This window comes from Nitrosovibrio sp. Nv4 (genome assembly GCF_900215485.1).
GTDB lineage: Bacteria > Pseudomonadota > Gammaproteobacteria > Burkholderiales > Nitrosomonadaceae > Nitrosospira.
Window position 1 is genome coordinate 97,900 of the sequence record NZ_OCMZ01000001.1, and the last position, 26,838, is coordinate 124,737.

At 51.6% G+C, this 26,838-nt stretch carries 21 protein-coding genes and 1 pseudogene; 15 read left to right on the forward strand and 7 right to left on the reverse strand.

Features of this window, described 5'->3' with window-relative positions; translation table 11 throughout:
• Positions 1 to 438 precede the first annotated feature (438 nt).
• The 7 genes from CRO05_RS00415 (at position 439) to arfB (ending at position 9,825) form a co-directional block, all read left to right on the forward strand.
• Positions 439 to 1,080 carry a hypothetical protein gene (locus CRO05_RS00415; RefSeq protein WP_097065345.1) on the forward strand — a complete coding sequence of 214 codons (642 nt, stop codon included), beginning with the start codon at positions 439 to 441 and terminating at the stop codon, positions 1,078 to 1,080.
• Between the two features lie 6 nt (positions 1,081 to 1,086).
• Positions 1,087 to 4,623, forward strand: a complete 3,537-nt coding sequence (locus CRO05_RS00420) for a glycosyltransferase (RefSeq protein ID WP_097065346.1) — start codon at positions 1,087 to 1,089, stop codon at positions 4,621 to 4,623.
• 285 nt (positions 4,624 to 4,908) lie between these two features.
• A complete protein-coding gene (gene wecB, locus CRO05_RS00425) occupies positions 4,909 to 6,018 on the forward strand; it encodes a non-hydrolyzing UDP-N-acetylglucosamine 2-epimerase (RefSeq protein WP_097065347.1) in 1,110 nt (369 codons plus the stop codon).
• Positions 6,009 to 7,121: a glycosyl transferase gene (locus CRO05_RS00430; protein WP_097065348.1), complete on the forward strand. Its 1,113-nt coding sequence runs from the start codon at positions 6,009 to 6,011 to the stop codon at positions 7,119 to 7,121. The genes wecB and CRO05_RS00430 overlap by 10 nt, the downstream gene beginning before the upstream one ends.
• Before the next feature lie 201 nt (positions 7,122 to 7,322).
• The gene (locus CRO05_RS00435) at positions 7,323 to 8,225 is read left to right on the forward strand and encodes a glycosyltransferase family 2 protein (RefSeq protein WP_097066572.1); all 903 of its coding nucleotides are present in this window, start codon (positions 7,323 to 7,325) and stop codon (positions 8,223 to 8,225) included.
• A 75-nt stretch (positions 8,226 to 8,300) separates the two neighbouring features.
• Positions 8,301 to 9,200 carry an SDR family oxidoreductase gene (locus tag CRO05_RS00440; RefSeq protein WP_097065349.1) on the forward strand — a complete coding sequence of 300 codons (900 nt, stop codon included), beginning with the start codon at positions 8,301 to 8,303 and terminating at the stop codon, positions 9,198 to 9,200.
• Positions 9,201 to 9,417: 217 nt separating this feature from the next.
• Positions 9,418 to 9,825: an alternative ribosome rescue aminoacyl-tRNA hydrolase ArfB gene (gene arfB, locus CRO05_RS00445; RefSeq protein ID WP_097065350.1), complete on the forward strand. Its 408-nt coding sequence runs from the start codon at positions 9,418 to 9,420 to the stop codon at positions 9,823 to 9,825.
• A gap of 113 nt (positions 9,826 to 9,938) precedes the next feature.
• Here the strand turns inward: arfB and CRO05_RS00450 are convergent, their stop codons facing one another.
• Both CRO05_RS00450 and CRO05_RS00455 read right to left on the reverse strand, forming a co-directional pair.
• Positions 9,939 to 11,474 carry a HAMP domain-containing sensor histidine kinase gene (locus tag CRO05_RS00450; RefSeq protein ID WP_097065351.1) on the reverse strand — a complete coding sequence of 512 codons (1,536 nt, stop codon included), beginning with the start codon at positions 11,472 to 11,474 and terminating at the stop codon, positions 9,939 to 9,941.
• A 26-nt stretch (positions 11,475 to 11,500) separates the two neighbouring features.
• The gene (locus CRO05_RS00455; RefSeq protein WP_090881785.1) at positions 11,501 to 11,962 is read right to left on the reverse strand and encodes a response regulator; all 462 of its coding nucleotides are present in this window, start codon (positions 11,960 to 11,962) and stop codon (positions 11,501 to 11,503) included.
• Between the two features lie 417 nt (positions 11,963 to 12,379).
• Here CRO05_RS00455 and CRO05_RS00460 point away from each other — a divergent pair, with 417 nt between their 5' ends.
• Positions 12,380 to 13,087 (forward strand): PEP-CTERM sorting domain-containing protein, encoded by a 708-nt coding sequence (locus tag CRO05_RS00460; RefSeq protein ID WP_097065352.1) that lies wholly within the window; start codon positions 12,380 to 12,382, stop codon positions 13,085 to 13,087.
• Positions 13,088 to 13,259: 172 nt separating this feature from the next.
• On the opposite strand, the gene CRO05_RS00465 is transcribed toward CRO05_RS00460, so the two are convergent.
• Positions 13,260 to 13,946: an alpha/beta hydrolase gene (locus CRO05_RS00465; RefSeq protein ID WP_097065353.1), complete on the reverse strand. Its 687-nt coding sequence runs from the start codon at positions 13,944 to 13,946 to the stop codon at positions 13,260 to 13,262.
• 105 nt (positions 13,947 to 14,051) lie between these two features.
• Here CRO05_RS00465 and CRO05_RS00470 point away from each other — a divergent pair, with 105 nt between their 5' ends.
• Positions 14,052 to 15,143: a transglutaminase family protein gene (locus CRO05_RS00470; protein ID WP_097065354.1), complete on the forward strand. Its 1,092-nt coding sequence runs from the start codon at positions 14,052 to 14,054 to the stop codon at positions 15,141 to 15,143.
• A 139-nt stretch (positions 15,144 to 15,282) separates the two neighbouring features.
• On the opposite strand, the gene yjgA is transcribed toward CRO05_RS00470, so the two are convergent.
• Positions 15,283 to 15,843, reverse strand: a complete 561-nt coding sequence (gene yjgA, locus CRO05_RS00475) for a ribosome biogenesis factor YjgA (protein WP_097065355.1) — start codon at positions 15,841 to 15,843, stop codon at positions 15,283 to 15,285.
• Positions 15,844 to 16,055: 212 nt separating this feature from the next.
• Between yjgA and pmbA the strand changes: the two genes are divergently transcribed.
• The 3 genes from pmbA to CRO05_RS00490 all read left to right on the forward strand — a co-directional run bounded on the left by pmbA (position 16,056) and on the right by CRO05_RS00490 (position 19,676).
• The gene (gene pmbA, locus CRO05_RS00480; RefSeq protein WP_097065356.1) at positions 16,056 to 17,414 is read left to right on the forward strand and encodes a metalloprotease PmbA; all 1,359 of its coding nucleotides are present in this window, start codon (positions 16,056 to 16,058) and stop codon (positions 17,412 to 17,414) included.
• A 127-nt stretch (positions 17,415 to 17,541) separates the two neighbouring features.
• The gene (locus tag CRO05_RS00485; protein ID WP_097066573.1) at positions 17,542 to 18,582 is read left to right on the forward strand and encodes a phosphoglycerate mutase; all 1,041 of its coding nucleotides are present in this window, start codon (positions 17,542 to 17,544) and stop codon (positions 18,580 to 18,582) included.
• Between the two features lie 359 nt (positions 18,583 to 18,941).
• Positions 18,942 to 19,676: a LuxR family transcriptional regulator gene (locus CRO05_RS00490; protein WP_097065357.1), complete on the forward strand. Its 735-nt coding sequence runs from the start codon at positions 18,942 to 18,944 to the stop codon at positions 19,674 to 19,676.
• 184 nt (positions 19,677 to 19,860) lie between these two features.
• On the opposite strand, the pseudogene xth reads toward CRO05_RS00490, so the two are convergent.
• Positions 19,861 to 20,622: pseudogene (gene xth / locus CRO05_RS00495) on the reverse strand (exodeoxyribonuclease III); the annotation flags it as partial.
• A 324-nt stretch (positions 20,623 to 20,946) separates the two neighbouring features.
• Here xth and folE point away from each other — a divergent pair.
• Complete coding sequence (folE, locus tag CRO05_RS00500; RefSeq protein ID WP_097065359.1) at positions 20,947 to 21,519, forward strand: GTP cyclohydrolase I FolE; 573 nt, start codon at positions 20,947 to 20,949, stop codon at positions 21,517 to 21,519.
• 334 nt (positions 21,520 to 21,853) lie between these two features.
• Entirely contained in the window at positions 21,854 to 22,747 is an 894-nt protein-coding gene (locus CRO05_RS00505) for a hypothetical protein (protein ID WP_097065360.1), read from the forward strand.
• Between the two features lie 64 nt (positions 22,748 to 22,811).
• On the opposite strand, the gene recN is transcribed toward CRO05_RS00505, so the two are convergent.
• Complete coding sequence (gene recN / locus CRO05_RS00510; protein ID WP_097065361.1) at positions 22,812 to 24,503, reverse strand: DNA repair protein RecN; 1,692 nt, start codon at positions 24,501 to 24,503, stop codon at positions 22,812 to 22,814.
• A 10-nt stretch (positions 24,504 to 24,513) separates the two neighbouring features.
• Positions 24,514 to 25,398, reverse strand: a complete 885-nt coding sequence (locus CRO05_RS00515; protein ID WP_097065362.1) for an NAD kinase — start codon at positions 25,396 to 25,398, stop codon at positions 24,514 to 24,516.
• A 330-nt stretch (positions 25,399 to 25,728) separates the two neighbouring features.
• On the opposite strand from CRO05_RS00515, the gene hrcA reads away from it, so the two are divergent.
• Positions 25,729 to 26,748, forward strand: a complete 1,020-nt coding sequence (gene hrcA, locus CRO05_RS00520; protein ID WP_097065363.1) for a heat-inducible transcriptional repressor HrcA — start codon at positions 25,729 to 25,731, stop codon at positions 26,746 to 26,748.
• The last annotated feature ends 90 nt before the right edge of the window (positions 26,749 to 26,838 follow it).

The window sequence follows — 26,838 nt, forward strand, 5'->3', positions numbered from 1 at the left end:
AATGTTATTCAAATTCGCGACTTTCAGCTGGCCATAGCTGGAACAAAAGGGAGCTGAACTGTGGATATTAGCCCTGACGTGCTCTCGATAAAAGGTGGCCAGCCCGACTATTAAGTACCGTTCTGAAGAACTAAATGGAGAAAGTTTTTGCATCTTAAGGTGCAAACCGCCAGCTGCGGTAATGCTCAAAAAGCACTGGCCTCTTCATGCGGGGGGCGCCTGCGGAGTCGGTGTCAATTAAACGAAAATGCCTTTCAAGCAACTTAATGTAGGCAGAATTTTCATTTCTGGCCTGTACAATTCGGGCGTCAACTGTGACCAAGCCATTCTGGCTTGAGTTAGTATATTGCTGTTTCTAACCGTAACTGGCGTCCTAATCGGTTCTTTGTATGACTCCGATCGCTACGTTCTATCTTTTTATCAAATTGGCGAGATAATATGTTTGAATTTCGTGAGGAAGGTATTAGACAAGTTGCCACAGAAGGCCATAGGAGCTATGTGGGCGGCAATGATCAATATTGGGATGAAATTGGAAGGCTTCAGTTCGAATTTCTGCTAAAAAACGGGCTTACCGAAGATACGTCGCTCCTGGATATTGGTTGCGGATCCTTGCGTGGAGGGTGCCTATTTATAAATTTCCTGGCCGAGAAAAATTATCTTGGCATAGACAAGGAACTATCGCTAATTATCCTGGGCGTTGCCAACGAGCTTGGTATTGAAGCTTATTTGGAAAAAAAACCTGAGTTTGTGATATCCGCGGAATTTGAGTTCGTCAAATTCTCGAGGATTCCGACAATGGCGATTGCGCAATCGCTGTTCACGCATCTTACGCTTGATGATATCGGCATTTGCCTGAAAAATTTGCGTGAATTCGTGCATAAAGGGTTTGTGCTATTCGCAACCTATTTTCCGAGTGAGACTCTGGCGTCAAATCCGTCAAGGTCGCATTCTCATGCTTGCTTTCACTACACCGTAAGTGAGATTTGGGCTCTTGCTCAGCGAGCTGGTTTTGAGTTTGAAAATATTGGCGACTGGGGGCATCCACGCGGCCAGCATATTGCCGCCTTCAAAAAATTATAGGCGCTCATGGAAAAAACAATCGTTTCCGTATTGGGCATGCATCGGTCTGGGAGCTCGTATGTGGCTGGCCGCATCCGTGGAATGGGAATTGACTTTGGGCATGACGAGGAACTTATCGCCGGAGACGCCTATAACGAACTCGGCTATCATGAAAATAAAGACCTATCCTACCTGGGAGAAGAAATATTAATTGCGCTGGGCGGAGATCATATGCGTCCGCCTTTTCTCGAGCCAGGCTGGGAAACGTCTTCTTTGCTCGACTCGTTCCGGGCCAAAGCGAAACTTCTTGTAGAAACGAAGTTCGGAAAATCGCAGGCTTGGGGATGGAAAGACCCTAGGACAAGCCTCCTGCTTCCATTTTGGAGGCAAATCTTCCAACCAACCCATTATGTTATACCAATCAGAAATCCACTGGCGGTTGCCGAGTCATTACTGCGGCGTAACGGTATTGCAATACGGCATGGCAGTGAACTCTGGTTTTTACACATGGCCTCGGCAATATTTCACACCCGAGGCTTCAAGCGGAAATTCGTTTTTTTTGAGAATGCCAGCCAGTCGCCGCTTCAGTTCGACAGGGAACTTGCTGAATTCTTGTCTATAGATGATGCTGCTTCAGGTGCTGCCGTCGGACCTGAATTTGCGGAAACCTTGGTTCATCATAAACAGACTGACGAGCAGGTTTATGCAAACGAGGATATCCACTCCCTGGCCAAAGCGCTTTATCGCGAATTATGCGAACTTCACTTTTTAGAGCGAAATGAGCCTAATACCTTATCTGCAAGTCCCCGGAAAGATGAAAACTTATTAATCTTCAAGATGGTTGAAACGGAGCCCTCACTTGTAATCAACTCATCGACACTACCGAACTGTCTCTCTCATAAATCTAAAATCTCGGATTCTACTGTCTCTCAATACAACGAGGAGATTGGCCGTCTTAATCAAATCATAGGGGAGCGCAATGAGCAGATTGCGAAACTTCACCAAACGATGGTTGCCCGCGATGCTCAGATCACTGACCTTAGCAAAGTAGTGGCCGAACGTGATGAACATATAGTTCGCCTGAATCGGGATTTATCCGCCATTCTGACCGGTAGGTCGTGGAGATTGACTAGGCCATTTCGCTTTTTGTTCAGAACGATACGGAACACGGACGTCGGTGATGGGGAAAAGGCCAAGCTCCTGCTACTTTGCAGAACACTTTATAGAAAAGCACCGCTTCCCTTCAAGACAAAGTACATGTTGCGAGGAGTTGTTCTTAGAATAACAAATTGGCCAACTACTGCGACACCACCTCAAGCAAGCGGCCGAAGTGGCTCGCTGGCTCTTATTCCGCCCAATATTTTTTCCGGCCACCCCGAAGGGGGGACTGAGCGTCAAAACAAGCCGTATTTCGGTGTACGACGACCGCACGGCAAGCGGCGAGCCGCGATACTCACCAATCAATTGCTTGACTGGAATAGCGGCAAACCAAGGTTTGGGGGCGGGGAACGATACGCTTTGGAGTTGGGACATCTCCTTAGGGAACTCTCTATCGAGGTTACATTTTTTCAACCTAGCCTACTGAATAAGACGAGCAGCGAATACTATTCATTTGAAGTGAGGTTCCTCCCGATTGGGAAAACTGTGGGGGAATTTCATTACAGCGTTTGTACAGATTTTACAGAAATCACTGCTGATTTCGACCACGTCTATTACCACCTACCCGAATATGCATCGGGCGTAGTGCGAGAAGATGGTTTGATGGTCTGTCACGGCATTTGGTTTGACCATAATAATTATCCGGATGCTATCTTTCGAACGGCGTCGTGGTTCGAGTATTTACATAGGTCGTTCAGAAACCCCATTGGCGTAATCAGTGTTGATACCAACTCGATTGGTGTTATCCGAAGTTTATGGCCTGAATTAGCGCAAAAAATGCGGTATATCCCCAATTTTTTTGACAAAAAATCATATTTCCCCGATTTTAATAAGAGGAATATTGATCGTCTGACCGTTCTATTTCCACGGAGAAGTCAGATCAATAGAGGATCCAGGATTTTTGCCGATATTGTTTCCAGCGTACCTTATGACGTTGAAATCATTTGGCTTGGAGAGGGAGACCCTGTCGACACCCAGATAATCAAGGATGTGAGTGCCAGCGATAAGCGCGTGAGTTTTAGCGTTGCAGATTTTGATCAAATGCCATCTTGGTATCAAAGGGCGGATATCGCAGTAATCCCTACGATTGCATGCGAAGGCACTAGTCTTTCATGTATCGAGGCATTGGCCTGCGGGTGCGCGGTAATCGCCACAAACGTCGGCGGCCTTCCTGACGTTATCTACCATGGAATCAATGGTCTGTTAGTTGAGCCTAACCCAAGTGACATTTCCGGTGCAATCAATAAACTTATTGAAGATCGTGCGTTGCGTGAAAAACTTCAGCGCGTCGGGGCTGAAACTGCACATAATTTTGAGCTTACCTTATGGCGTGCGCGCTGGACTGAATTGTTGTGGGATTATGGCTGGATCAACGATCAATCCAAGAACAACTGGTTAGCGCGCAATCCGGCGGATACTTTCCGGTCGAACTCCAGAAAAGCCGACAAGTGGGCTATTCTCACGCGTAACGCAATCCACGGTGGAGTGGAAAGCATTATCAGAGAGGAGTCGAGGCTACTGAATGCACCCGTAGTCGTCTGCGGTGGTCATGACAATCGGGAAACTTGTCCCTTTGAATATTCGCGCGCAGACAACAGCCGTGCGCTGGAAAAAGCAATCGTGGGTTTTGATGTCATTCTTTATCATTGGCTGCCTGAATGGGCACTCGATGTAATTAAAAGGTCAAAAAAGATCTCTATCGAATTTATTCACCGTGTCGATACTAGTAATAGCGATAAAACAGTTCCCACGATACTTGTTACGCATTCCACATTCTTGGCTAATTACATTTATGATACCTACGGAAGACCCTGCCGCGTGCTGGATCACCCAATACCTCTTGACAGGTTCGTTCCCGGCGAGGATCTCGGAAACTGTATAGGTGCAATTACAAGCTATTACGAGATAAAAGGGATAGATATTTTCCTTAGGGCCTGGGCAATTCTCAAGGAGGAGTTCGGACACATGCCTGTGCGTTTTTACGGCGCCGGCGACGATCTCCATAGGTTTAAGCAATTGGCTTCGGAGCTGGATATTGATGTGGACTTCCGTGCGGCAACTCCCGAGCCATGGAAGGCAATGAAGGAATTTGGATGTTTCGTGGTCCCCTCTCGGCTGGAAGGATTGCCCGTTGCAGTACTTGAGGCACTTGCCATGGATGTGCCAGTAATAGCAGCGGCCCTACCGGGTATGGTCGAATTCAATGAGTTGTCTGTTAAAAGAGGCTATGAGAGCTACATCCATTTGGCGGCGCCGGAAAATCCAGAGGACCTTGCACAAACTATTCGAGCTGTTCTACTGGATAAGAAAAGAAAAACATCAAATGCGTACATAAGCGAATATTACAGCCCTAATAAACACTGTTCTGATTTGGTTGATTTGCTTCGAGAACTCTGTCCACACTAAGCTTATTCCCGGGAAGTTTAATATAGTGAAGAATAGTTTCAGGGAAACTATAAATGCGGGCGCTCGCCCGCTCTGTCAGGATAGGTCCCGTACTTCAGGCATGGAAGGTAAACCTAGGAAGACTTTCCGGTTGTCACACGAGGCATCTTTGAAATGTTCCCGGCATCGCTCGCGCGTGTTGGACCAGTATAGGCGCGAATGCCTCTAAACGGGATGGGACGGACACTGCATACACGCTCTTTAGGACCTATTGTTAATTCTGATTTTATTTCCCGGTAAAACAAGATGAATCACAAAATTCTTTGTGCCGTTGGAACACGACCTGAGGCCATTAAAATGGCCCCTGTCATTCTGGCTTTAAAAAATGAGCCTTGGGCAAACGTCCGGGTTCTTGCCACGGCACAACATCGAGGTCTCCTGGATCAGGTTCTGCGGATTTTTGAAATTGAGCCAGACATAGACCTGAATATCATGCGCCCAAATCAAGGGCTAACGGCCCTTACCACGCGCTTGTTGCTCGGTCTTGAGGATGTGCTTGAAGCCGAGAAGCCGGATGTGGTCCTCGCTCAGGGCGATACCACGACCGTAATGGCCGTCGCCATGGCATGCTTCTATCAAAAAATTCCATTCGGCCATGTGGAAGCAGGTTTACGCACCGGTGATATGGCGAATCCATTTCCTGAAGAGATGAATCGTGTGGTGACGGGCAGATTGACCAAGTGGCACTTTGCCCCTACCGAGAGCGCCCGGCAGAATCTGCTGAAGGAAGGCATTGTGAACAACAATATATTTGTGACCGGCAACACGGTGATCGATGCCCTGTTGAGTGTCTCTGAACGTAAAACTCCGCTTCCATTCAGAATTGATCCAGATAGGCGCCTGATTCTGGTGACGGCACACCGCCGGGAAAATTTTGGCGAGCCATTCAGGGAGATTTGTCGAGCTATTCTGGCCCTGGTGGAGCGCAATGAAGATGTGCAGGTTGTGTATCCGCTGCACCCCAACCCTAATGTCTGCGAAGTCGCTTCTCAGATCCTGGGTGACCATCCCAGAATCACCCTTTGCGAACCGTTGGACTACCTGCCATTTGTCGAGGTCATGAAACATGCTTATCTGATCCTGAGCGATTCGGGTGGCGTACAGGAAGAAGCGCCCGCTTTGGGTAAGCCTGTGCTGGTTCTTCGGCGCGAGACCGAGCGGCCTGAAGCAGTTCAGGAAGGCGTGGTACGGCTGGTAGGGCCCGATTTTGATGAGATCACCAGCTCAGCGCAGCACTTGCTGGATGACAGGATGGTCTACGCTGAGATGGCGCGCGGCGTTTCACCCTATGGCGATGGCAAGGCAGCGGGACGCATTGCCGCAGTATTGCGGGACTATTTTGCCACGTGCGTTTGATTTATCTTTCCCCGGTTCCCTGGAATAGTTTTTCGCAGCGGCCGCACGAACTGGTCAGATACTTTCACTCGTTCACCGGTGGCGAAGTTCTTTGGATTGATCCTTATCCAGGTCGATTCCCGGAACTATCCGACTTGCTGAACCGGCGTCCGAAATCCGGCAGCATGGATTGCAATATTCCAGCCTGGTTGACAGTTGTAAAATCAAAGGCATTACCCATAGAGCCATTGCCGTTTTCCGACTCTATTAACCGCTTGTTTTGGCGTGACGTTGAATCGGCGGCGCATCGCTTTGCAGATAGCTCAACCGTTTTGGGTATCGGAAAACCGACAACCCTGGCATTGCGCTTGCTCTCAAAGGAGTGCTTTAGCTCATCTTTTTATGATGCAATGGACGATTATCCAGCCTTTTATGGAGGCTTGTCTCGACTCGCAACTGCAAGCAGGGAAGACAGGATAATAAGTAAGGTATCAATGATCTTGACATCATCTTCTGCGTTACTAGATCGGTTGCGGCACTTGGCGGGCGATGTTCGCCTGGCTCTGAACGCTTGTGCCGCAGATAGACTGCCTGAACTGCCAGACGTGCTACTGAAGGGCATCCTGGTTCCGACGATTGGCTATGTCGGAACGATTGGGCACTGGTTTGACTGGGAGCTTGTTGTTGCACTGGCGGAAGCAAATCCCGAAGCGCGATTTCGTTTGATCGGTCCCATATATGTGCGCCCCCCCACCCTCCCTCCTAATATTTGCCTGGAGCCTCCGCTTCCTCACTCGGAAGCACTACAGGCCATGAATCAGTTCCACGTCGGTTTAATCCCATTCAAAAAAACAACGCTTACCGCTTCTGTAGACCCTATCAAGTTTTATGAATATCGGGCGCTGGGGTTGCCGGTAATAAGCTCAGCTTTTGGGGAGATGTCGTTTAGGGGGGAAAGTGATGGTGTGTACCTTATCGACCGGAACTCTAATATGGCAAAGGTGGTGGAGCAAGCCTTGTCCAACTGCACAGAACAAGAAATCACGGCGCAATTCCGAAAGGATAATTCGTGGGAGAGCCGATTTAGTCAGGCAAATATTTTCGCTCGGTGCTCTGGAAGCTGATATCTCTGGATAACCTTCAGGAAAGAAAAACAGGTGTCATCTATTTCCAATTTCCTGAACCCTATTTCCCCGGAAAAGGGCATACCTGATTTCTTGCACGGGCGATCCGCATGGTTTATGGTGCTCCTGTTCTGCGCTTTCTCGTCGAACAGGAGCACCAAGGAAGATGAAAAATAGATGGTTGCTGAGGTAAATCCCCATATGGATCGACTCCCCGTCTCAGTCATCATCGTAAATTATAATGCGGGGCAATTCCTGGCAGCGTGCATTCAGTCGGCATTGCCACAGGCAGCCGAAGTGCTGGTGGTGGATAATGCGTCTTCTGATTTGAGCCTTGAACTTTGCGCTCAATGTTTTCCTGAAGAGCCGAAACTCAAGATCATTCGCAACGCTGCCAATCTCGGTTTCGCCGCAGCCTGCAATATCGGTGCCGCACAGGCTAGAGAGCCTTATCTCTTATTCCTCAACCCTGACTGTATTCTGAGCGCTGGTTCATTGCAGCGCATGGTTCAGGTATTGGAAACGGCCCCCGAGGCGGGGATGGTGGGCGGGTTGTTGATCAATGAGAATGGGATGGAGCAGGCAGGTGGCCGGCGCGCAGTGCCTACCCCCTGGCGTTCCTTTGTTCGTGCCTTTGGGCTCTACCGCTTCAGTACTTACTGGCCCAAACTGTTTCTTGATTTCCATCTGCACAAGCATGCTTTGCCGGATGACACGCTTGAGGTGGAGGCTATTTCCGGCGCCCTCATGCTGGTGCGCCGCGAGGCGATTGAAGATGTCGGCCTGTGGGACGAGGGTTATTTTCTCCATTGCGAGGATCTGGATTGGTGCATGCGCTTTCGGAACAAGGGATGGAAGATTCTTTTTGTACCCGATGCCCCCGTTGTGCACTATAAGGGAACATGCAGCCGCTCTCGCCCTGTCTTTGTGGAATGGCACAAGCACAAGGGGATGATGCGGTTCTACCGCAAGTTCTTCCAGCATAAGTATCCCGGCGTCGTTATGTGGCTGGTGGCGCTGGGAGTATGGTTGCGCTTTGGAGCAGTGGCGGCATTTTATAGCGCTCGCCGAGCTGGACGGTGGCTTAGACTGAGGCGAGAATAAAATAGTGCCGCCCTCCCCGAGCAAGAATGCCAGAATGTTTCATATTTGAGCCTGAACCAGGCGTTGAACAACTCGATGTCTGAACGTGCTTCCACACATAAAATTATTGTTACAGGCGCGACCAGCATCATTGGGCATTTTTTGCTGCCGCGGCTGTTGGATGCGGGTTACGAGGTTCATGCCATCAGCCGCGCTGCTGGAAAAAACCAGGCAACAATCAGCCCGGAACTAATATGGCATCAGGCGGATATAAGTCATCCGGAACAACTGCCCGAGATTAACGCGCACGCACTCATTCATCTGGCCCCGCTGTGGCTGCTGCCAATGCTGCTGCCTGTTTTGGACAGATTCCAGACCCGGCGCGTGATCGGCTTTGGTTCAACCAGTCTGTTTAGCAAAGTGAACTCTGCTGATCCAGGTGAACGGATTTTGTCGACTCGTTTCTCTGAAGCAGAAGAGGCTATCAGCCGTCTTTGCAGCACTTCGGAAATAAACTGGACGGTCTTTCGTCCAACATTGGTCTACGATGGCGTTCGGGATAAAAATGTCAGGCGAATTGCGGACATTATCAGACGTTATGGGTTCTTTCCGTTGCTGGGAAAAGCTGCGGGACTGCGTCAGCCTGTTCATGCCGATGATCTCGCTGCGGCATGCCTTATGGCGCTCGAGAAGCCGGCCACCTTTAACAAGGCATATAATTTGAGTGGAGGAGAAACGTTAGCGTACCGGCAAATGGTCGAGAGGATTTTTAGTTCGCTCGGAAAGCCTGTACATTTTTTAATCCTGCCCACATGGATGTTTCGCGGTGCGATACGTGCCATGACGCTGCTCCCCGGTAAGCGAGGCATGACTCCGGAAATGGCAACGCGAATGAATGCCGATCTGTGCTTTAGCCATACTGATGCGATGCAGGATTTCGGTTTCTCGCCGAGGCCGTTTTTGCCTTGTCCTGAAGATCGACGGAAACAGGTCTGACAGGATGTTGAGCGGGAAGCGGCGACATGGAAAGCGGTAGTAGCCTGATGAGGGGTAAACCATAAGTGATGGGCTGCGCGCTTCGCTCCACTCGTCTCACCCTGGCTCAACGGTACGATTGGTGAGATTGCAGGTCGCAATGCGAAGGCTTCGGAAGAAGAGGCTTACGTCAGGAAACGTGGACAGACGCTAGCGGGTTAACGCTGAAAAGCTATATATGGTTACTATTCCAGAAAATGAGATAGAGATCAGGGCAATTCGAGCTCAGGGAGCTGGCGGACAAAATGTCAACAAGGTATCCAGCGCGGTTCACCTGCGCTTCGACATTGGCGCTTCCTCGCTGCCTGATCACTTCAAAGAGCGTTTGCTGAAACTGAACGACCACCGGATTACCAGGGAAGGCGTTATCGTTATCAAAGCGCAGCAGTATCGCAGCCAGGAGAAAAACCGCGAGGAAGCGGTAAGGCGGCTGTATGAACTCGTTGATAGCATAGCCGAGCTGCCCGCAAAACGTAAACCGACGAAACCAACGCGTAGTTCGCAAAAGAAACGGCTCGACAGCAAGATACACAGGGGTCAGCTCAAGATCATGAGAAAAAAATTGCTGACTGAGCCTGTGTCGTGACGAGGCAAGCTAATTGCTGTTGAGTTATAGATTGGGGTGAGGCGTGAACGGAAACCAGGATGCCGCCGTGTTTAAAATAACGTTGCGGTTCCCTTGTTATCCCCAGCGCCTTTTTAATGCGTTGACGCCAGTTGACCGCCGCTTTTGCCTGACTCCAGCGATTCCACCTGTGGGTTTACCGGACGAGCAATCAGACTTGACGGTTGCTGCGTATCCTTTTCCGGAACAGATTCGTTTTTTACACGCTGAAAGATAACGGAAAAAGCTGTTCCCACATTTTGCTCGCTGGAAACCTTGATGTGCAGCTTGTTATTTTCGGCTACTGTTTTGACTATCGATAAGCCTATTCCGCTCGACGTTCTGTTGTGCAGGGCAGCTCGGGGAGTATAGAAATATTCATCAAAGATATGCGGCAAGTCCTTATCCCCGATTCCGATCCCGTGATCGATAACTGTAACCACAGCAGATGAGCTTTGCTTGTTCACGGAGGATACGATTTCGACCGAGGCGCCATCGTATGAATAGGCAACAGCGTTTGAAATGATATTCTCGAAAAGAATTTCAAGCTGATTGGGAATACATTCCACGGCGAAATCGACGGTCGATGCCTGGATATTGATGTGCCGTGAATTAGCGATGGGGTTTAATTTATCGATGCACTTGCGAATGACCGTTTCGATATTGACGCATTCAAGGTTATCAGTGTCTCGCGCCGCGGCTTTCAGCCGTTCAAGCTTGAGCACATCCAGAATCAGACCCGCCATGCCGGAAGCGCGATTATCGATCTTTACAAGTACATCCTTTATCTCAGGCGATATTTCTCCGCAATAATTTCCTTTTATAAGGTTGATCTTGCTCCGAATTGCATCCAGCGGCGCCTTGAGCTGGTGCGTCATCAATACGGCATACCGGTCCTTCTCAACCTGCGCCCGGCTGATCTGCTCGTAAGCGTCCAGGAGGTGGTGTTCATGGGTGCGCACGACGATCGCCAGCCTTGAAACCACATACCAGACAATGACAAAGAGCACATTAAGCGTGAACATCCATAAGAGAATATTGACTTTAAGCGGGGTAACGACAGGTGCGCCGGAATCTGGCAGCATGGATTGAGGCGCCAGAAAAAGAAGCGGATTCTCGATAATCAAGACAATTGCATACATTGCGCAGACCAGTGCCGTGACAATCAGGCTTTCCACCGTCGAGAAGAAAATACACGATAAGGCGATATGCAGCACATAAAAAAACGGGGCGGGGGTTGCGGTGCTGCCGACATAATGGACGACAACCGACAGGCATAGCAGGTCGATAATGATTTGCGCCCAGATATTTATGGAGGGAGAGTTATATTTTGTCTGCCGGCGGAAATCAAGGGCGTATATGTAAATAATATTTGATATGCATAACACCGCCGTGATGGCAATTGGCCACCCTTGCTGGTGAGTGATGCCGATTTTCGTCAGGGTATCCGAGGCGATAAGGGCAAATATCTGAAAAAGGAGGAGAACGACGACGACGGCCCACCGAAAAATAATGAACCAGCGGGCGTTGCCAATCAATACTTCATCGCTCAGCTTTGCCCCCGTCACCCCTATGCCAGGGAACGCGAAGCGCTTTTTGGATACATCCCAGGAAAATTCGGCAATTGCCATGTTAAATTCTCCGGGAAAAATCTGCTTTAAGGTTCAGAATCGTCCAGCCGGCTACGAATGATGGACAAGAAACTGACCGGCTCGACCGGCTTCTCGACGATTAATATCCACTCGTTGGATATACCCGTGAAATAGGGACGGATTTCTTCGCCAAGAGAGGTCATGAATATCATGTGAAGTTCCGGGAAACGTTTGCGGACTTCTACATAAGCTTCCAGCCCCGTATCCATCGTTTCCACCATCACGTCGAGAATTGCGAGATCGGGCGGAGTCCTGGAGTCCCTTAGTGAGACCAGGAAATCATTCATTGTCTGATAGCTGTCAACTTCATATCCGTTTGTGATCAAAATACGCCTGACGGTATCGCGAATATCCGGGTCGTCATCGATATGCGCAATCCGCTGTGCCGCACCACTTTCTTTAGCTGATATTGCATTCGGCAACTTGCCCGACAGCTTGTCGGTGTCCTGTTGGATAGGCGCATGCATTGGATTCCCTCCACTTTAGGTTTAAATTTCGATAATTACCCCACTATACACAGCATAAAGCAGTCTTTGTGAAGGAAGTATCAGACAGGCGTTAAGGTTTTGTGAAGATTGCCGCTTATACATATCGAGCGGTCGAACTGGCATGGGAACGTGGAAACGGTTGGGAGCGTCCTGCTACTTTTGCGCCGACTCAGGATTACCTGCTTCCTGTGCCGGATGTCGGGAACACTTACAGTCTATAGAAACAGTCCTGGCCTTACATTCACCCCAACGCTTTATTACTTATACGATTATCCTTGTTTAACCTGATACTGGCACGATGTTTGCTTATAAGGGGCTGAGCCGCGCAACTTAAACCATACAAGTGTGGATAATGTCACGCGAGCTTACTGATGATATTTATTTTGGAGAAGAATAATGAACAGAACTATAAAGTGCAGTCTGCTTGTCACCACCTTGCTTGCAGGTAATGCACTGGCCGCACCCATCACCCAGAGCTTCGATACATTCGGCCCTCTGACTGGCGCCACTTTCAGTGGCACCGGTATTCCAAACGATGCGGTTGCGATTACCAATATCGGAAGTCCGGCGGCGGGCACCGACGTGACGCTGGGGCTGACAGCCCATCAGCGGTACTTCAACCCTGAACTCACGAATGATGGCGCCGGAACATTCTTCGCTAGCCCCGGCATAGATACTCATGCCCCGTCTCCCGCGAATCCGTACGGAACCTGGAATTTCGCATTTTATGTAGGCGGGACAGATGCAGACTCTTATAGCTACAAGCTCTTCTACGATTTTGATCTCGGTTTGAATACCGAGGAATCTGATCATGGCGAGATCAGTTTTGTGGGTTCATTTCAGGATTCATGGAACCTGGGCATGGATTTCCTGGGTAACGCCATGCCAGGGCTCCTGCCACCGAATTTCGGCGCTTTTGATCCGAACAACTCCGGTGAGTACAGCTTCGCCTTGGCGGCGTATAACGGGCAAGGAGTGGAGGTTGACCGCTCTGCCATCGTCGTCCAGGTGGGACAGGTGGCACAGGTTCCCGAACCCGGGACCCTCGCTCTCCTGGGTTTGGGGCTAGCCGGACTGGCCGCTTTCCGCCGTAAACGAAAATAACCCGATAGGCAAGCAAAGCCCTGGCGCCCTGACGTTGCGCCCGGGCTTTTTCATTTGTGCCGCACCCGAACAGAGTTTTGAGCGCAACATGACCAAGTTTCAGGAATCATGCCGGCAAAACTACACGAAGCGCCTCGTTCGACCGTTCGAGATACCTTCGCTGAGGCTGTGGCTATACCAATATCCGTCCTAGCCATTTACTGATATCGGCCATTTCTTCCTTGCAAACGGAATGTGCCATCCGATACTCGTGCCATTCCACTGTATAGCCGGATTCAAGCAACTGCCGTTTTGATGCGGCCGCGAATATTAGCGGTATGGTATTGTCCGATTCGCCGTGGGCCATGAATACCGGCGTGGAGAAATTGGCCCGATGCCCTTCCGCTGCAAGCATTTGCGGCATCGGCAGATAGCAGGACAAGGCCATGATACCAGCAAGCTTTTCGGAATAACGCAAACCTGTCTGCAATGCCAGCGCGCCTCCTTGAGAAAACCCGGCCAGAACGATATTCTCCGGTTTGACTCCTCGCTCTGTTTCGCGGGCAATCAATGCTTCGATTGCGCGCTGCGAATCGTGCAAGCTTGCCATATTTTCACGGAGGCCCGGGGCTTCCACGATGATGTCATAGTCATGCCATGCGCGCATTTCCATCCCACGATTAATGCTTACCGATCGCATAGGCGCATGCGGGAATAGAAAACGGATGCGGGACGCCGGCGGCAGGGCGAGCTCATCCACGATGGGGACAAAATCGCTGCCATCCGCGCCAAGGCCATGCATCCATAGAATGCTGTGGGTGGGGTCCGCGCCAGTTTCAAGTTCGATAGCGGGAAGCAGCTTGGCAGGAATAGCGGTCATCAGGAGAAATGAAAATTCACTAATAGAACTAGTTGACTTGGCAGGAACACAGGATTAGATTCGCACTTACAATTTTTCAGATAACACATATAGCGGGAGAGGGCAATGAAACGCAGGGATTTTATCAAATTAGCGGGAGTAAGCGCCGCATTATTTCCCGTTGCACCATCCGTGTTCGGTCAAGAAGTTATCCCGCAACGGCGACACACTTATCGCCTGACCTATAAGATCGATCTTCCCGCCACGGGGAAAAAAGCACGCCTATGGCTACCGTTGCCGGATACCAACGACACTCCCCACCAATTTTCCCAGGGCAGCGTATGGAGTGGCAATGCCGACATCGCAAGATTTGACAACGTCCCGGGAACAACATCGCCGATGTTTTATGGCGAGTGGCGCGGCTCCGGTCCGCGCACGGTTTCCGTGAGCAGCGTCGTCAAGACCAGTGATCGATTCGTCGACTTGAGCCGTTATTCGGAGCGGGGTGCAATTCCTTCCGATATCAAGCATTTTCTACAGCCCACAAAGCATATTCCGGTGGATGGTATTGTGCGCAAAACTGCTTTATCGATCGTTAAAGAGGCCAACGCCCAGTCCCCCTTGCAGAAAGCACAGGCTGTATACAACTGGGTCGTGGATAATTCCTACCGTGACCCGGCAGCCCGTGGCTGCGGGCGGGGCGACATCAAGTCCATGCTGGAAAGCGGGAATCTAGGCGGAAAAAGCGCCGACCTCAACGCTCTGTTCGTGGGGTTGACACGCGCCGCAGGCGTTCCCGCCAGGGATCATTATGGAATTCGCATAGATGAGTCCGCCGCGCACAAAAGCCTCGGGCAATCCGACGATGTCAGCACCGCGCAGCACTGCCGGGCTGAATTTTATCTTGCTGGCCTGGGCTGGGTTCCTGTAGACCCCGCCGACGTACGTCAACTGGCGCTGGACGAAAACTTGCCGATTACACACCCGCGAGTAGCTGAGCTGCGCGAAAAACTGTTCGGCTCCTGGGAAATGAACTGGGTGGCGTTTAATCATGGCAGGGACATCACGCTTGCACGAGACAGTGTTCTCGGCGAACTGTCGTTTTTCATGTATCCCCAGGCTGAAGTCTCCGGCCATCAGCAGGATAGCCTGGAGCCGGCAGAGTTTACTTACAAGATTGTTTCATTGCAATTGGTCGGCACTGGCATCAAATTTTAGTTGGAGCCCCAGGAAACCAGGAGGGAACGCGGCACCGTATCGGGCTGGGCTCCCTTTCGCCCTGCTGTTTGGATTCATCTCCAACTGCGCAGGGCCCCGGCAAGCGGAACAGTATTCCCATAAAGCCTTTTCCTGGTCGTCATTCGCCTGTTGCGTCCGTTCTTCCGGAATCTTCCGGAATAATTCTCTGCAATTCCTGGAATAGCGCACGAAAACTTTTGGGCGGCTTGTTCGCCAGCTTTTCCTTTTGGGCATTGCGCGTGAGCGCCCTCAGATGTTGCAGGTCCGAACCCGGGTATTTTTGCGCAAACTCGCCGAGCGCCTGCTCATCCGCGAGCAACCGCTCGCGCCAGCGTTCCAGCAAGTGTAGCCGTGCGGAATGGTGCAGGGTCAGGCCACTCCATAAATCAAGTTTTTCGCGGATCGGCCTGGCGTCCACATGACGCATTAATTTGCCGATGAATTGCATCTGCCGGCGAATCGCACCATGTTTTCGCATCCCCCTGGCTTCGAGTATGGCGTCTGTGAGCGTGTCCGGCAAATCAAGTTCGGTCAATCGCTTGAGATCGAGTTGCACCAATTGTTCGCCAATATCCTGCAGCGCATGCATTTCCTGCTTGCGGCGCGTCTTGCTGGGTGGAGTAAGCTCTTCGGAATCCGGAGAAGTCTCTTCGGAATCGTTTGCTGGATCTTTTTGCATTGTGCTCCGGTTAAGAATATCGTGATGGTTTCCGTGTAAGGTACGAGCGGCTTTGCGGATGAGATATGCGAAAGGTTCCTTAATCCCGCGTTAAGAAACTGCTATCATAGTGCCATTATCTCAGGCAAATCCCTATCTGCTTTATTCATCTGAAATAAGCGCGCAGGTGCTATTTTGATAGCTAATCAATGTAATGTCACTAACGTCCCCTCATGAACGATAACGCCAAGCCCTCGCCTCGTTTTTCCTATCCTTCAGCAGTACTTCAGAAAATCGCGCAGGACGTATTGGATCAGGCCAGGAAGAGCGGAGCCACTGCCTGTGAAACCGATATATCGGATGCCTTCGGGCAGAATGTCACAGTACGGCGGGGGGAAGTGGAAACCATCGAGTACAACCGCGACAAGGGACTAGCGGTAACGGTATATATTGGCCAGAAGCGGGGCCATGCGAGTACCTCGGATTTCGCTCCCGAAGCGATAAACGCTGCAGTAGCAGCAGCACTGTCGATTGCCGGTCACACCGCGGCGGACGATTGCGCCGGACTGGCCGATGCTGATTTACTGGCGCGAGAATTCCCCAACCTTGATTTGTATTTCCCATGGGATCTACCGGTAGAGCAGGCAATAGAGCTTGCCAAGACCTGCGAAGCGGCCGCGTTCGCGGTCGACAAACGTATTACCAACTCCGAAGGCGCGAGCGTCTCGCTCAGTGAATCACAGTTTGTGTACGCAAACAGCCTGGGGTTCATGGGTGGTTATCCTGGTTCGCGTCACAGCATCAGTTGTGCCGTGATTGCGAGCGAGAATGACACAATGCAGCGCGATTATTGGTACAGCGTGGCGCGCGATGCCGCCGATCTGGAGCAGGCCGATAGTGTTGGCAGGAAAGCGGGAGCGCGTAGTGTTGCGCGCCTGGGGGCGAGGAAAATCGCCACCTGCGAAGTACCCGTTCTATTCGAAGCTCCGGTTGCCGTCAGCCTGATTGGGCATTTTGTCGGTGCTGTGAGCGGAGGCAGCCTTTACCGGCAATCGTCATTCTTGATGGATAGTATCGGCAAACAGGTATTTGCGCCGGACATTCAGATCCGGGAGCTGCCTCATCTGAAAAAAGGCCTCGCGAGCGAGCCGTTTGATAATGAGGGAGTTGCCACCCATGAGCGCAAGGTAGTAGAGAATGGAGTAGTACAAGGCTATTTTCTGGGAAGTTATTCCGCTCGCAAGCTTGGGCTGCGCACAACGGGAAATGCGGGCGGCAACCATAACCTGATTCTGGATAATGGCGCTGGGCTCGAATTCTCCGCGCTGCTCAAGAAAATGGGCAAAGGGGTTCTGGTAACCGAATTGCTCGGTCAGGGGGTGAATCCCGTTACGGGAGATTATTCCCGGGGAGCGGCGGGCTACTGGGTGGAAGATGGCGAGATCCGCCACGCGGTCGAGGAAATCACTATTGCCGGCAACCTGAAAAATATGCTGCGCGGCATTTCCGCAGTGGGTAATGATGTGATTGTACGCGGTTCAAAACAATGCGGGTCTCTGCTGATAGACCGGATGACGGTTGCGGGCGGCTAGCAAGCGTCCGCTGTTAGCTGTACCATCCCTTCCCGATTCCCGCACAATCCATTTCCGAATAAGGCCCTCGTCCGTTTCGTGCCCCAATTGGCTGGCCGCAATGCTGGATTTTCGGGATTTCGCTACAATGAACCTGCATTTGCTTGTTCCCTCACTCTTCTGGCCGGAACCCGCCCTTCCCGAAATTTACCGAGATCTGCCCCTGCCTGCGTTGGAAAACCTGCTGGCAAAATGTTCATGCGCTGACGGTGAGCCGCAAGAGGTTGAAGCCTGGCTTTGCCGCGCGTTTGGCATCGCAAAGCAAGAGGACTGGCCAGTAGCGCCTATTACTCTGCAAACGGATGGCACAGAACATATCAAGGCAGGAAGCGATTACTGGATCCGCGCGGATCCTGTGCATTTGCGCATCGAGCGCGATCAGGTCGTTCTGGCCGACAGCCGTGTTTTCCAGATTTCGCCACAGGAAGCCAATGAGTTTACCGCTTTCCTCAACCAGCACTTTCGAGCGGCCGGCCAGGAAACCGAATTCCTGCCGCTACGACCCGATCGCTGGTATTTGCGCGCAACGAAAACACAACCGGTAAAAACACATTTACTCAGCGAGGTGGCCAATCAAGGCATCAACGAACTATTACCATCCGGGATGAACAGTGCATTCTGGCGCAGCCTCTTTAATGAAGTCCAGATGCTGCTGCATGAGCATCCACTCAATGAGCTGCGGGAAGCGCGGGGGGAACCTGCCATTAACGGCACCTGGTTCTGGGGAGGTGGTATCGTGCCCCAATCTTTGACCTGCTCCTATAGCCATGTTTGGAGCAATGATGTTCTCTCCGGTTCCCTGGCTCTGGCGTGTGGCGTCAATCACGCGCCGCTTCCTGCGGACGCCGGGATCTGGCAACGATTCCCCCTGGCGGGCGATCATCTTGTCTTGCTTGGCGCACTTCATGGCCAGGCCCAGTACGCGGATGCCTATGGCTGGCGCGAAAGCTTGAGGGAATTGGAACGGAACTGGTTCGCTCCTTTGTGGGCCATGTCAAAGCAAGGTAAATTCGATCAGATAACCCTCACGGCACTTGGCGAAAAAACAAGCAGGAATTTCACCGCCGGTCGAGCCGATTTTCGGAAATTCTGGCGAAGAACGAAACCCATCTCCACGTATGCCGGCTGAAGGGAAAGCAGCGGAGAGAAAAGCGGTGTTTTATGCGACCTTTTCAGCGGATGAGAAATCTGGCTATCGTGCATAATGCGCATAATGCCCAATTTCCCATCAATAAATATAGGCGGTCGTATCCCGCCGTCAATGCCCGCCCCTCAGCTATTGTTAAGGCCAGTGCCTGTAGCAGCAAATGTCATAGTCCAAAAAACCTGAATCTCTGGAATCGCTGTATTATTAAATACAATAACATTGCGGGATAATCCAGCGTCGGAATAGCGCATTGTACTTCGGACGTTGATAAAATGCCGCGCGACTGTAAAAAGCGGTAAGAATACCGTAATAAAGTGGATATATCATGAGAGGAGAAAATCATGAATAATTTAAACCTGTTCGAATCGTTGCTGAATTGCGAAACGGTAGAAGAACTGCATGCCAGTACCACTGCTATTGCCCGTCAAATGGGGTTCGAGCATTTTCTGTACGGCGTGCAGGTAAATACTTCGCTCACCCGTCCTTATCGCTTCATTCTAAGCTGTTATCCGGAAGCATGGCGCAAGCATTATGATGAAGCAGGCTATGCCAATATTGATCCGACTGTTTCCCACTGCGCGAGGACCTCAATACCCATTATCTGGAAGAATGAGATTTTCAAGGGACGGAAGGAAGCGCGGGTAAGAAGTGAAGCAAGGGATTGCGGGCTGGTGAGCGGAGCCAGTTTCTCTGTTCACGGCGGACACGGTGAGACTGCAATGTTAAGCCTTGCCACCGCGCGGGAATCTCGCGAAGCACAGGACGATATCATAGAGATGATGGGCAAGGCCCAACTATTGACCTGTTATCTCCAGGAGGCTGTCCAGCGAATTGTTCTTAGTAAAGGGCCGGTTCCCCTAAAAAGAATCAGCCTGACTGAACGGGAAAAAGAATGCCTGCTGTGGGCGGCAGAGGGCAAAACGGGCTGGGAAATAGCCAACATCGTCAGCATCTCGGAACGTACCGTGACTTTTCATCTTCAGAATGCGGCACAGAAAATGGGCGTGGTCAACCGCCAGCAGGCGATCTCCCGCGCCCTCTCCATGGGACTTATCGAGCCGCAAACCATTGTGTAGTCGCGCCCCCGGCACGCCTTTGGATAGCGCTACGACTGGGTATTCAGGAGCCCTCCGAATAATTCTCGGTGGAAGCAGATTCTGCGTTCCCCGCAAAGCCCGATACTTGTTCGGAGGTTACCTGGCAGTTTGCCGGACTTGAAGGAAACCGGTTTTCCGGATACGGTTCTTCAAGTCCACAGGCTGCCAGTTCCACCATTACCGGCGCATGATCGGAAGGCCGTTCCAGCCGTCGTGTTCCCTTGTCTATGACGCAGGCGGTACAGGTTTTCGCAAGATCATTACTTAACAGAATATGGTCTATCCGCAAACCCATGTTGCGACGGAAGGCCATCATGCGGTAATCCCACCAGGTATACGATTTTTCCGGTTGTTCGAACAGGCGGAAGCTGTCCGTAAGACCCAGGTTGAGTACGTCGCGAAACGCCTCGCGCTCCGGCAGGCTGAACAGAACCTGCCCTTCCCATAGTTTCGCATCGTGTACATCGCACTCTTCAGGCGCGATGTTGAAGTCCCCCAGCAGCACCAGTTTCCGATGTTCACTCAGCATGTCCCGCACCCAGTCCTTGAGTGCAGCCAGCCACTTCAGCTTATATTGGTACTTTTCCGATGTAACGTGTTCGCCATTGGGAACGTAGATGCAAATCACCCGCACATCATTGTAAATCGCCCCTAGTACGCGCTTTTGCGGGTCTTCCAGGCCAGGTATGGCGGTAATGAGTTCATTCCCAGACTGTCTGCTTAGCAAGGCGACGCCATTATAGGTTTTTTGCCCGCTATAGAGCGTTTGGTATCCAGCCTCTGCAATTTCCGCTATCGGAAAGTTCTCATCCTGCAGCTTCGTTTCCTGCAGGCACAAAACATCAGGTTGATTCAACGCTAGCCAGTCAAGCACATGTGGCAAACGAACTTTGAGTGAATTTACATTCCACGTAGCAATTTTCATGGTCCTATTTTATCAAATTTGCCGGTTCATGCGGCCTTAGAAGAGGTCTGCAGCTCAAATACTGGATAATTCCTTACTTGCCTTGTGCTATTATGGAACAGCGCCCGTTGTCGCCGCAGAAAGACGTGGCGTCAGTCACTGAGACCGGAGGATTATCTATGTCTCGCCCGCTATCACTAATCCAGACATCCGCGTTGCTCTTCCGGCGACACGCATGCGTGTCGCTTTAACCGGAATTGGCGCCGATGTGCATCAGGACCGTGTCGATATTTGGCCTCTATAACATATCATCCATACTTTACCTCAAACATAGGCATCGTAATCATGAGCTCAAGTGACTCGGAATTTGGCATAGCCGACTGGCAGCGGCTACTGCGGTCAATAGGTGAAGATCCAACACGGCAGGGCCTGCGAGAAACGCCGGGCCGGGTCGCGCGCGCGTGGGCTCACTGGACACGCGGATACCACCAGGACCCTGCTACCATACTCAAGACATTTGCCGACGGCGGCGAAAGCTACGATGAGCTGATTGTTGTCAGGCAGATTCCCGTTTACTCTCATTGCGAGCACCATCTCGCTCCCTTTTTCGGTCACGCGACCATTGGGTATCTCCCGAGAGGGCACATTGTAGGGTTGTCCAAATTGACGCGACTGGTTAACTGCTTTGCCGCGCGCTTACAGGTTCAGGAGCGTCTGACCCAGCAAATCGCACAATCTCTGATTGAGCATCTGCAGCCCAAGGCCGTCGGCGTAATTGTCCGTTGCCGCCATATGTGCATGGAGTCACGCGGCATTGCTGTCGCTGGCGAAGAAACGGTCACATCCGCCATGCTCGGCGATCTGAAGGAGAATGCGGCACAGCGCGCCGAATTCATGGCACTGGCAGAGGCGCCCTAGCTCGGATGTTTTACCGATGGATGGATGGATGGCGCAAACTGGATTTCGGCACAATTCAAATAATGTCATTGCCCTGCCGCCCCTGCCGCTTAATCGATTGTACTTAATCGGCCCCCGGTCCGGCGAATATACGGACTACCAGCCGGGGAGACTCCTCTGATCACCGGAGAAAATTTTCCTGCATGCCCGGGTACCATTTGAATATACCTGGCTTTCGATAAGAGTACCCAACCCAACCCTTATTTGCAGGCACCCTGGCCTGTCACATTTCATTCATCCCCAGTTGTTATTATCCGCACGGAATAAACCATCGTGCCTATCACGGAGCCCAAGCATGACGTCAACTAAATACCGGTCCATTTTTTCACCGGCTACAAAGCAGGAAAGAAAGGAGAATTTCGAAAACTATTGGGAGTTTACTCAGCAACATGGCGGGCAACTTATCGAAGATGACAAAGATCTCGCAAAGAAACGTGCCCGGCTGAAATATTTTCGCGACCATCCGGTCAGGCTGCGCCGACCGATTGCTGATCCCGAATCCTTTTACCGTAATTACGTTGAGATGCGGGATGATCCAAAATCATTGGATCGCTTGACGTTGATGCTGACCTGCATCTATAAATTCGCAAGACATGAATGGGTAGGAATCAAAGGCGCATGGGACGCTGTTCCCAATATGGCAAACTCACACACAATAGAGGATAAGATCAGCCGCATGCATTTAGCCGAAGAATTCTGTCATGTACGGCTTTTTAATGAGATGTTATTGACATGCGGTCTGGACAAGGTGGAGTGGGTTCCCCTGGGTCCGATCAAGGAAAAAATTTACGAACAATTCCCGAAATTTCCGGGGTTTTTAATGGATTCGCCCGCTTTTATCACTGAGTTGATGGGAGTGACTTTTTATTGCCACCTGTACCGTCTTTTCGATGAAATACTGGCCGAAGAACCCGAAGTTCGCGACCGTTTGAAAGAACTGCTGGAGGAAATCACGATTGATGAAGTCGCGCATGTCGGACAACGGAGGAATTTTATCGGCCCCATCGGGATGGGAGTTTCCAAAGCGCTGGTCAGGCCTTTTTATACGCTATTTTTTAATGATATTCCTGAAATAAAACAATTACTGGATGTCGATCAGATGATCAAGGACGGTGTCGCCTTTGATTTTAACGAGTTACCTGCTCACATGATAGAACGCAGTTGGATACCCTCGTACTGCAAAGCCTGAACCAAGCATGAACCAAGCTTAAATCAGACTGGTCCCTAACGTGCCCCCCTGATCCGCCCGGATATCAGATGGTGCCGCCTTCCCTGGCGGACAGCAACAATTCGGCCGCGTGTTTGCGGGTGGTGTCTGTGATCCTTGCGCCGCCCAGCATACGCGCGATTTCTTCGACTCGCTCCTGCCTTTCAAGCACAAGGATCCGGCTCGATACCTTCCCAGTGGCCGGATCGGTTGACTTGGTGACCTGCCATTGATGGTCTCCCGCCGAAGCCACTTGCGCCAGATGGGTGATGCACATCACCTGGCGCTCGGCACCCAGTTTTTTTAACAAGCTGCCGACCATTTCCGCGACTCGTCCGCCGATACCGGCGTCAACTTCGTCGAATATGAGTGTGGGTGTGGCGCCCAGCTTACTCGTAATGATATGTATCGCCAGGCCGATACGCGACAATTCGCCACCCGATGCGACCTTTGCCAAGGGCCGCAGCGGCAGCCCTTGATGCGCGGACACCTGGAACTCGATTTGTTCCATACCGTGCGCGTTGCCCTGCTCGAGCGGGATCAAGCCCACCGCGAATTCTCCGCCTGCCATCGCCAGGGTTTGCATGGCGCCGGAAACGTGCCGCGCAAGCGTTATCGCCGCCCTCTTCCTCTCTGCACTTAATTTCTTCGCCAGCTTGAGATATTCGTCTCTCGCTGTTGCTTCTTCCTTCGCCAGCAATTCACCATCTTCCTTATGGCCAAATTCTTCCAGTTGCGCAGTAAACGTTCTCAACAACTCCGGCAATTGATCCGGGATGACTCGATATTTTCTGGCTGCAGCATGAATCGCGGCCAACCGCTCCTCCATTTCCTGCAACCGCTGGGGATCCAGATCAAGGCGCTGTTGATAACGCCCAAGCTCATACACGGCTTCCTGCAGCTGAATCTGTGCCGGTTCCAGCAAATCAAGCACAACTTTCAGGCTGTTGTCGCAATCGAGCAGATGATGCAGACGCGAAATCACTGCGTTGAGCTGCGGAAGCGCGGCGGATTCACCTTCTGACAGCGCTTCAAACCCCATTTGCGCTGCCTCTATCAGACTCGCGGCGTTGGATAGGCGGCCATGCTCGGCTTGCAGCATTTGCCACTCCTCAGGCGAAAAATTCAACGCGGAGATCTCGTTTACCTGCCACTCCAGTTGCTCGCGTTCCTCAAGGAATGAAGCCGCCTTCTCCTCCCAGGCCACGCGCCGCTGACGCATTTCCTGCCAGGCGCGATATGCTTCTGTCACCCGCTGCGCTAACTGCCGGCTACCTGAATAGGCATCGAGCAGTTCGCGTTGCGCCTCGCTGCGCAACAGCAACTGATGTGCATGCTGGCCCTGTATATCCACCAGGTGTTCCCCGGTTGCGCGCAATTGCTGCAAGGTGGCGGAGCGTCCATTGATGAAACTGCGGGAACGTCCGCTGGCATCCACTAAACGGCGCAGCAGACATACGCCGTCGTCATCACCCTGATTTTCGAACCCATTTTCCCGCAACCAGTGGGCCAGGTCCGGCAGCACCCTGATATCAAACTCGGCACTGATTTCAGCGCGCTCGCAGCCATTGCGTACAACAGCCGGGTCGCCGCGCTCACCCAGCACAAGCGAAAGCGCATCAATCAGGATGGATTTTCCGGCACCGGTTTCCCCGGTAAGCACGGTGAAACCGGGGACGAATTCCAGCTCCACGCAGTCAACGATCACGAAATCCCGAATGCCCAGAAATTTCAACATGGTGAAAGATTCATGCAGGATTCCGCGGCAGACCGCTCCAGCCAAGCTTCTCGCGCAGCATGCGGTAATAGCTATGGTTGAAAGGATGCAATAACGTTACCATATGCGGCGCTCGTCGCACGACAACTTTGTCATGCTCCCGCACGTCGTAATGGGCGTGGCTATCCGAATGAACACGCGCAACCGCGGTGCGTTGCATCAGAATTTCCACTGCTGCATCCGGTCCCACCACAATGGGGCGATTACTCAGCGTGTGTGGGCTGACCGGCACCAGCGCGATCAAATCAAGACTGGGATGAAGAATGGGACCGCCTGCCGATAAAGCGTACGCGGTAGAGCCGGTTGGAGTCGCGACGATCAGGCCGTCGGAACGCAGGGAATAAACGTACTCGCCATTGATACGCACCTCGAACTCTATCATGTTGCCGCCAACACCCCGGTTCACGGCAACATCGTTTAATGCCAGGGCGCTGAACGTGATAGCGCTTTCGCGCGCCACTTCAACGCATAACAGCATGCGCCGCTCGGTAATAAACTTGCCGTCCAATATGGAGCCTAGCGTCTCCAGCATGGTATCAATGGAAAGGTCGGTAAGAAACCCGAGTCGACCCTGATTGATACCGACCAGTGGCACATCGAAGGGTGCGAGTTTCCGTGCAATATTGAGCATTGTGCCATCGCCCCCCAGGACTATTGTCAAGTCAGCTCGAGCGCCGATCTCGTCCATGGTGATGGCGGGGTATCTGGTCTCCGCCAAAGTAGCAGCGGTAAGGCCATCCAGCAGCACTTCCAGATTACGGTCTTCCAGATATCGACCCAAGCTTAACAAAGGAGTCACGATATCCGGATTTCTGTGTTTGCCGATCAGGGCTATTGTTTTGAAAGGAGAATTCATTACTGGGGTGAATAGAAAAATATGTTGTGAACACTGATGAACGGCCTGTCCTCGCTTTCATGATTAAACCATATCAGTAGAAAGGTGACAAAGAATTCGGCTCAGGTAACGATAAATCTGCGCAGGGAATGCTTATATGATGCTTATATCGAGTTTGAGCGGAATTTTTTTCAAAAATAAAGGCCAAAGAGAGGTTTTCATCAATCTTGTATGGGGTGAATGATTTCTTGCGGAGGCAGCCGACTCCTCTAGAAATAGCCCGAGCTGGACGTGTTGCAAAGCCGAAACTCAGTTCAGCCGTAACGACGCATCCTGGTGTAAAATAGTAAAATGCTCAATCAACGCGCGAAAATTCTGCTCAAGACTCTGGTCGAACGGTACATTACCGAAGGCCAGCCAGTTGGCTCGCGCTCGCTCTCCAAATTCTCCGGGCTGGATTTGAGCCCGGCCACCATCCGAAACGTGATGGCTGACCTCGAGGAGATGGGCTTTGTTGCCAGCCCTCATACTTCCGCCGGACGCATACCGACTCATCAAGGCTACCGGTTTTTTGTTGATACGCTGCTGGTGGTCAAGCCCCTGGATGTCATTGAGATCCACCAGCTTGAAGACCAGCTGCACCCGGAAAATCCTTCTCGATTGATTAATTCCGCATCGCAATTACTGGCGGAATTGACACGCTTTGCCGGTGTAGTAGTGGCTCCGAAACGCAGCAGCGCCATATTCCGCTATATCGAATTCATGACCCTGTCGGATAAGCGCGTCCTGCTCATCATTGTCACCCCGGAAGGAGATGTTCAGAACCGCGTCCTTTTTACCGACCGAACTTATAGCCAGACAGAGCTGACAGAAGCAGCCAACTTCATCAACAAGAATTATGCGGGTTGCGCCATTGATGAAATCCGCGCCCGTCTTCAGGGCGAATTGAAACAATTACGTCATGACATGACCCATCTCATGACAGCAGCCATTGAGGCAGGAGGCGCTGCGATCAGGGAGAATAGTGAAGCCATGGTCGTGGCCGGCGAGCGCAAACTGCTTGATGTGCATGATTTGTCGAGCAACATGGCCAGCCTGAAGAAATTGTTTGATCTGTTCGAGCGCAAAACTGCGTTGCTGCAGTTGCTGGAATTCAGCGGCAAAGCTGAAGGCGTGCAAATATTCATCGGCGGCGAGTCCGATATGGTGACGCTGGATGAGTTCAGCGTTGTTACGGCGCCTTATGAGGTTGATGGAAAAGTGGTCGGTACCGTCGCCGTAATCGGCCCAACACGCATGGCTTACGAACGCGTCATTCCGATTGTGGACGTGACAGCCAGATTGCTCTCCAGTGCATTGTCGCATCATTAACCATTCCTTTCTGTAAAAGGTAACAGGTAACAGGAATTGGCAGGCCTGCCTCCTGAGCCTCCATCTGAATCAAGCCTCCATGTGATTCGA

What these genes read in the sequence shown, in the direction of transcription:
- CRO05_RS00420 (WP_097065346.1), top strand. Translation starts at nt 1,087, where the DNA reads ATGGAAAAAACAATCGTTTCCGTATTGGGCATGCATCGGTCTGGGAGC.
- CRO05_RS00440 (WP_097065349.1), top strand. Translation starts at nt 8,301, where the DNA reads ATGTCTGAACGTGCTTCCACACATAAAATTATTGTTACAGGCGCGACC.
- pmbA (WP_097065356.1), top strand. Translation starts at nt 16,056, where the DNA reads ATGAACGATAACGCCAAGCCCTCGCCTCGTTTTTCCTATCCTTCAGCA.
- CRO05_RS00465 (WP_097065353.1), bottom strand. Translation starts at nt 13,946, where the DNA reads ATGACCGCTATTCCTGCCAAGCTGCTTCCCGCTATCGAACTTGAAACT.
- recN (WP_097065361.1), bottom strand. Translation starts at nt 24,503, where the DNA reads ATGTTGAAATTTCTGGGCATTCGGGATTTCGTGATCGTTGACTGCGTG.
- yjgA (WP_097065355.1), bottom strand. Translation starts at nt 15,843, where the DNA reads ATGCAAAAAGATCCAGCAAACGATTCCGAAGAGACTTCTCCGGATTCC.
- CRO05_RS00485 (WP_097066573.1), top strand. Translation starts at nt 17,542, where the DNA reads ATGAACCTGCATTTGCTTGTTCCCTCACTCTTCTGGCCGGAACCCGCC.
- CRO05_RS00515 (WP_097065362.1), bottom strand. Translation starts at nt 25,398, where the DNA reads ATGAATTCTCCTTTCAAAACAATAGCCCTGATCGGCAAACACAGAAAT.
- CRO05_RS00490 (WP_097065357.1), top strand. Translation starts at nt 18,942, where the DNA reads ATGAATAATTTAAACCTGTTCGAATCGTTGCTGAATTGCGAAACGGTA.
- CRO05_RS00460 (WP_097065352.1), top strand. Translation starts at nt 12,380, where the DNA reads ATGAACAGAACTATAAAGTGCAGTCTGCTTGTCACCACCTTGCTTGCA.
- CRO05_RS00450 (WP_097065351.1), bottom strand. Translation starts at nt 11,474, where the DNA reads ATGGCAATTGCCGAATTTTCCTGGGATGTATCCAAAAAGCGCTTCGCG.
- CRO05_RS00505 (WP_097065360.1), top strand. Translation starts at nt 21,854, where the DNA reads ATGACGTCAACTAAATACCGGTCCATTTTTTCACCGGCTACAAAGCAG.
- wecB (WP_097065347.1), top strand. Translation starts at nt 4,909, where the DNA reads ATGAATCACAAAATTCTTTGTGCCGTTGGAACACGACCTGAGGCCATT.
- folE (WP_097065359.1), top strand. Translation starts at nt 20,947, where the DNA reads ATGAGCTCAAGTGACTCGGAATTTGGCATAGCCGACTGGCAGCGGCTA.
- CRO05_RS00415 (WP_097065345.1), top strand. Translation starts at nt 439, where the DNA reads ATGTTTGAATTTCGTGAGGAAGGTATTAGACAAGTTGCCACAGAAGGC.
- CRO05_RS00470 (WP_097065354.1), top strand. Translation starts at nt 14,052, where the DNA reads ATGAAACGCAGGGATTTTATCAAATTAGCGGGAGTAAGCGCCGCATTA.
- CRO05_RS00435 (WP_097066572.1), top strand. Translation starts at nt 7,323, where the DNA reads ATGGATCGACTCCCCGTCTCAGTCATCATCGTAAATTATAATGCGGGG.
- hrcA (WP_097065363.1), top strand. Translation starts at nt 25,729, where the DNA reads ATGCTCAATCAACGCGCGAAAATTCTGCTCAAGACTCTGGTCGAACGG.
- arfB (WP_097065350.1), top strand. Translation starts at nt 9,418, where the DNA reads ATGGTTACTATTCCAGAAAATGAGATAGAGATCAGGGCAATTCGAGCT.
- CRO05_RS00455 (WP_090881785.1), bottom strand. Translation starts at nt 11,962, where the DNA reads ATGCATGCGCCTATCCAACAGGACACCGACAAGCTGTCGGGCAAGTTG.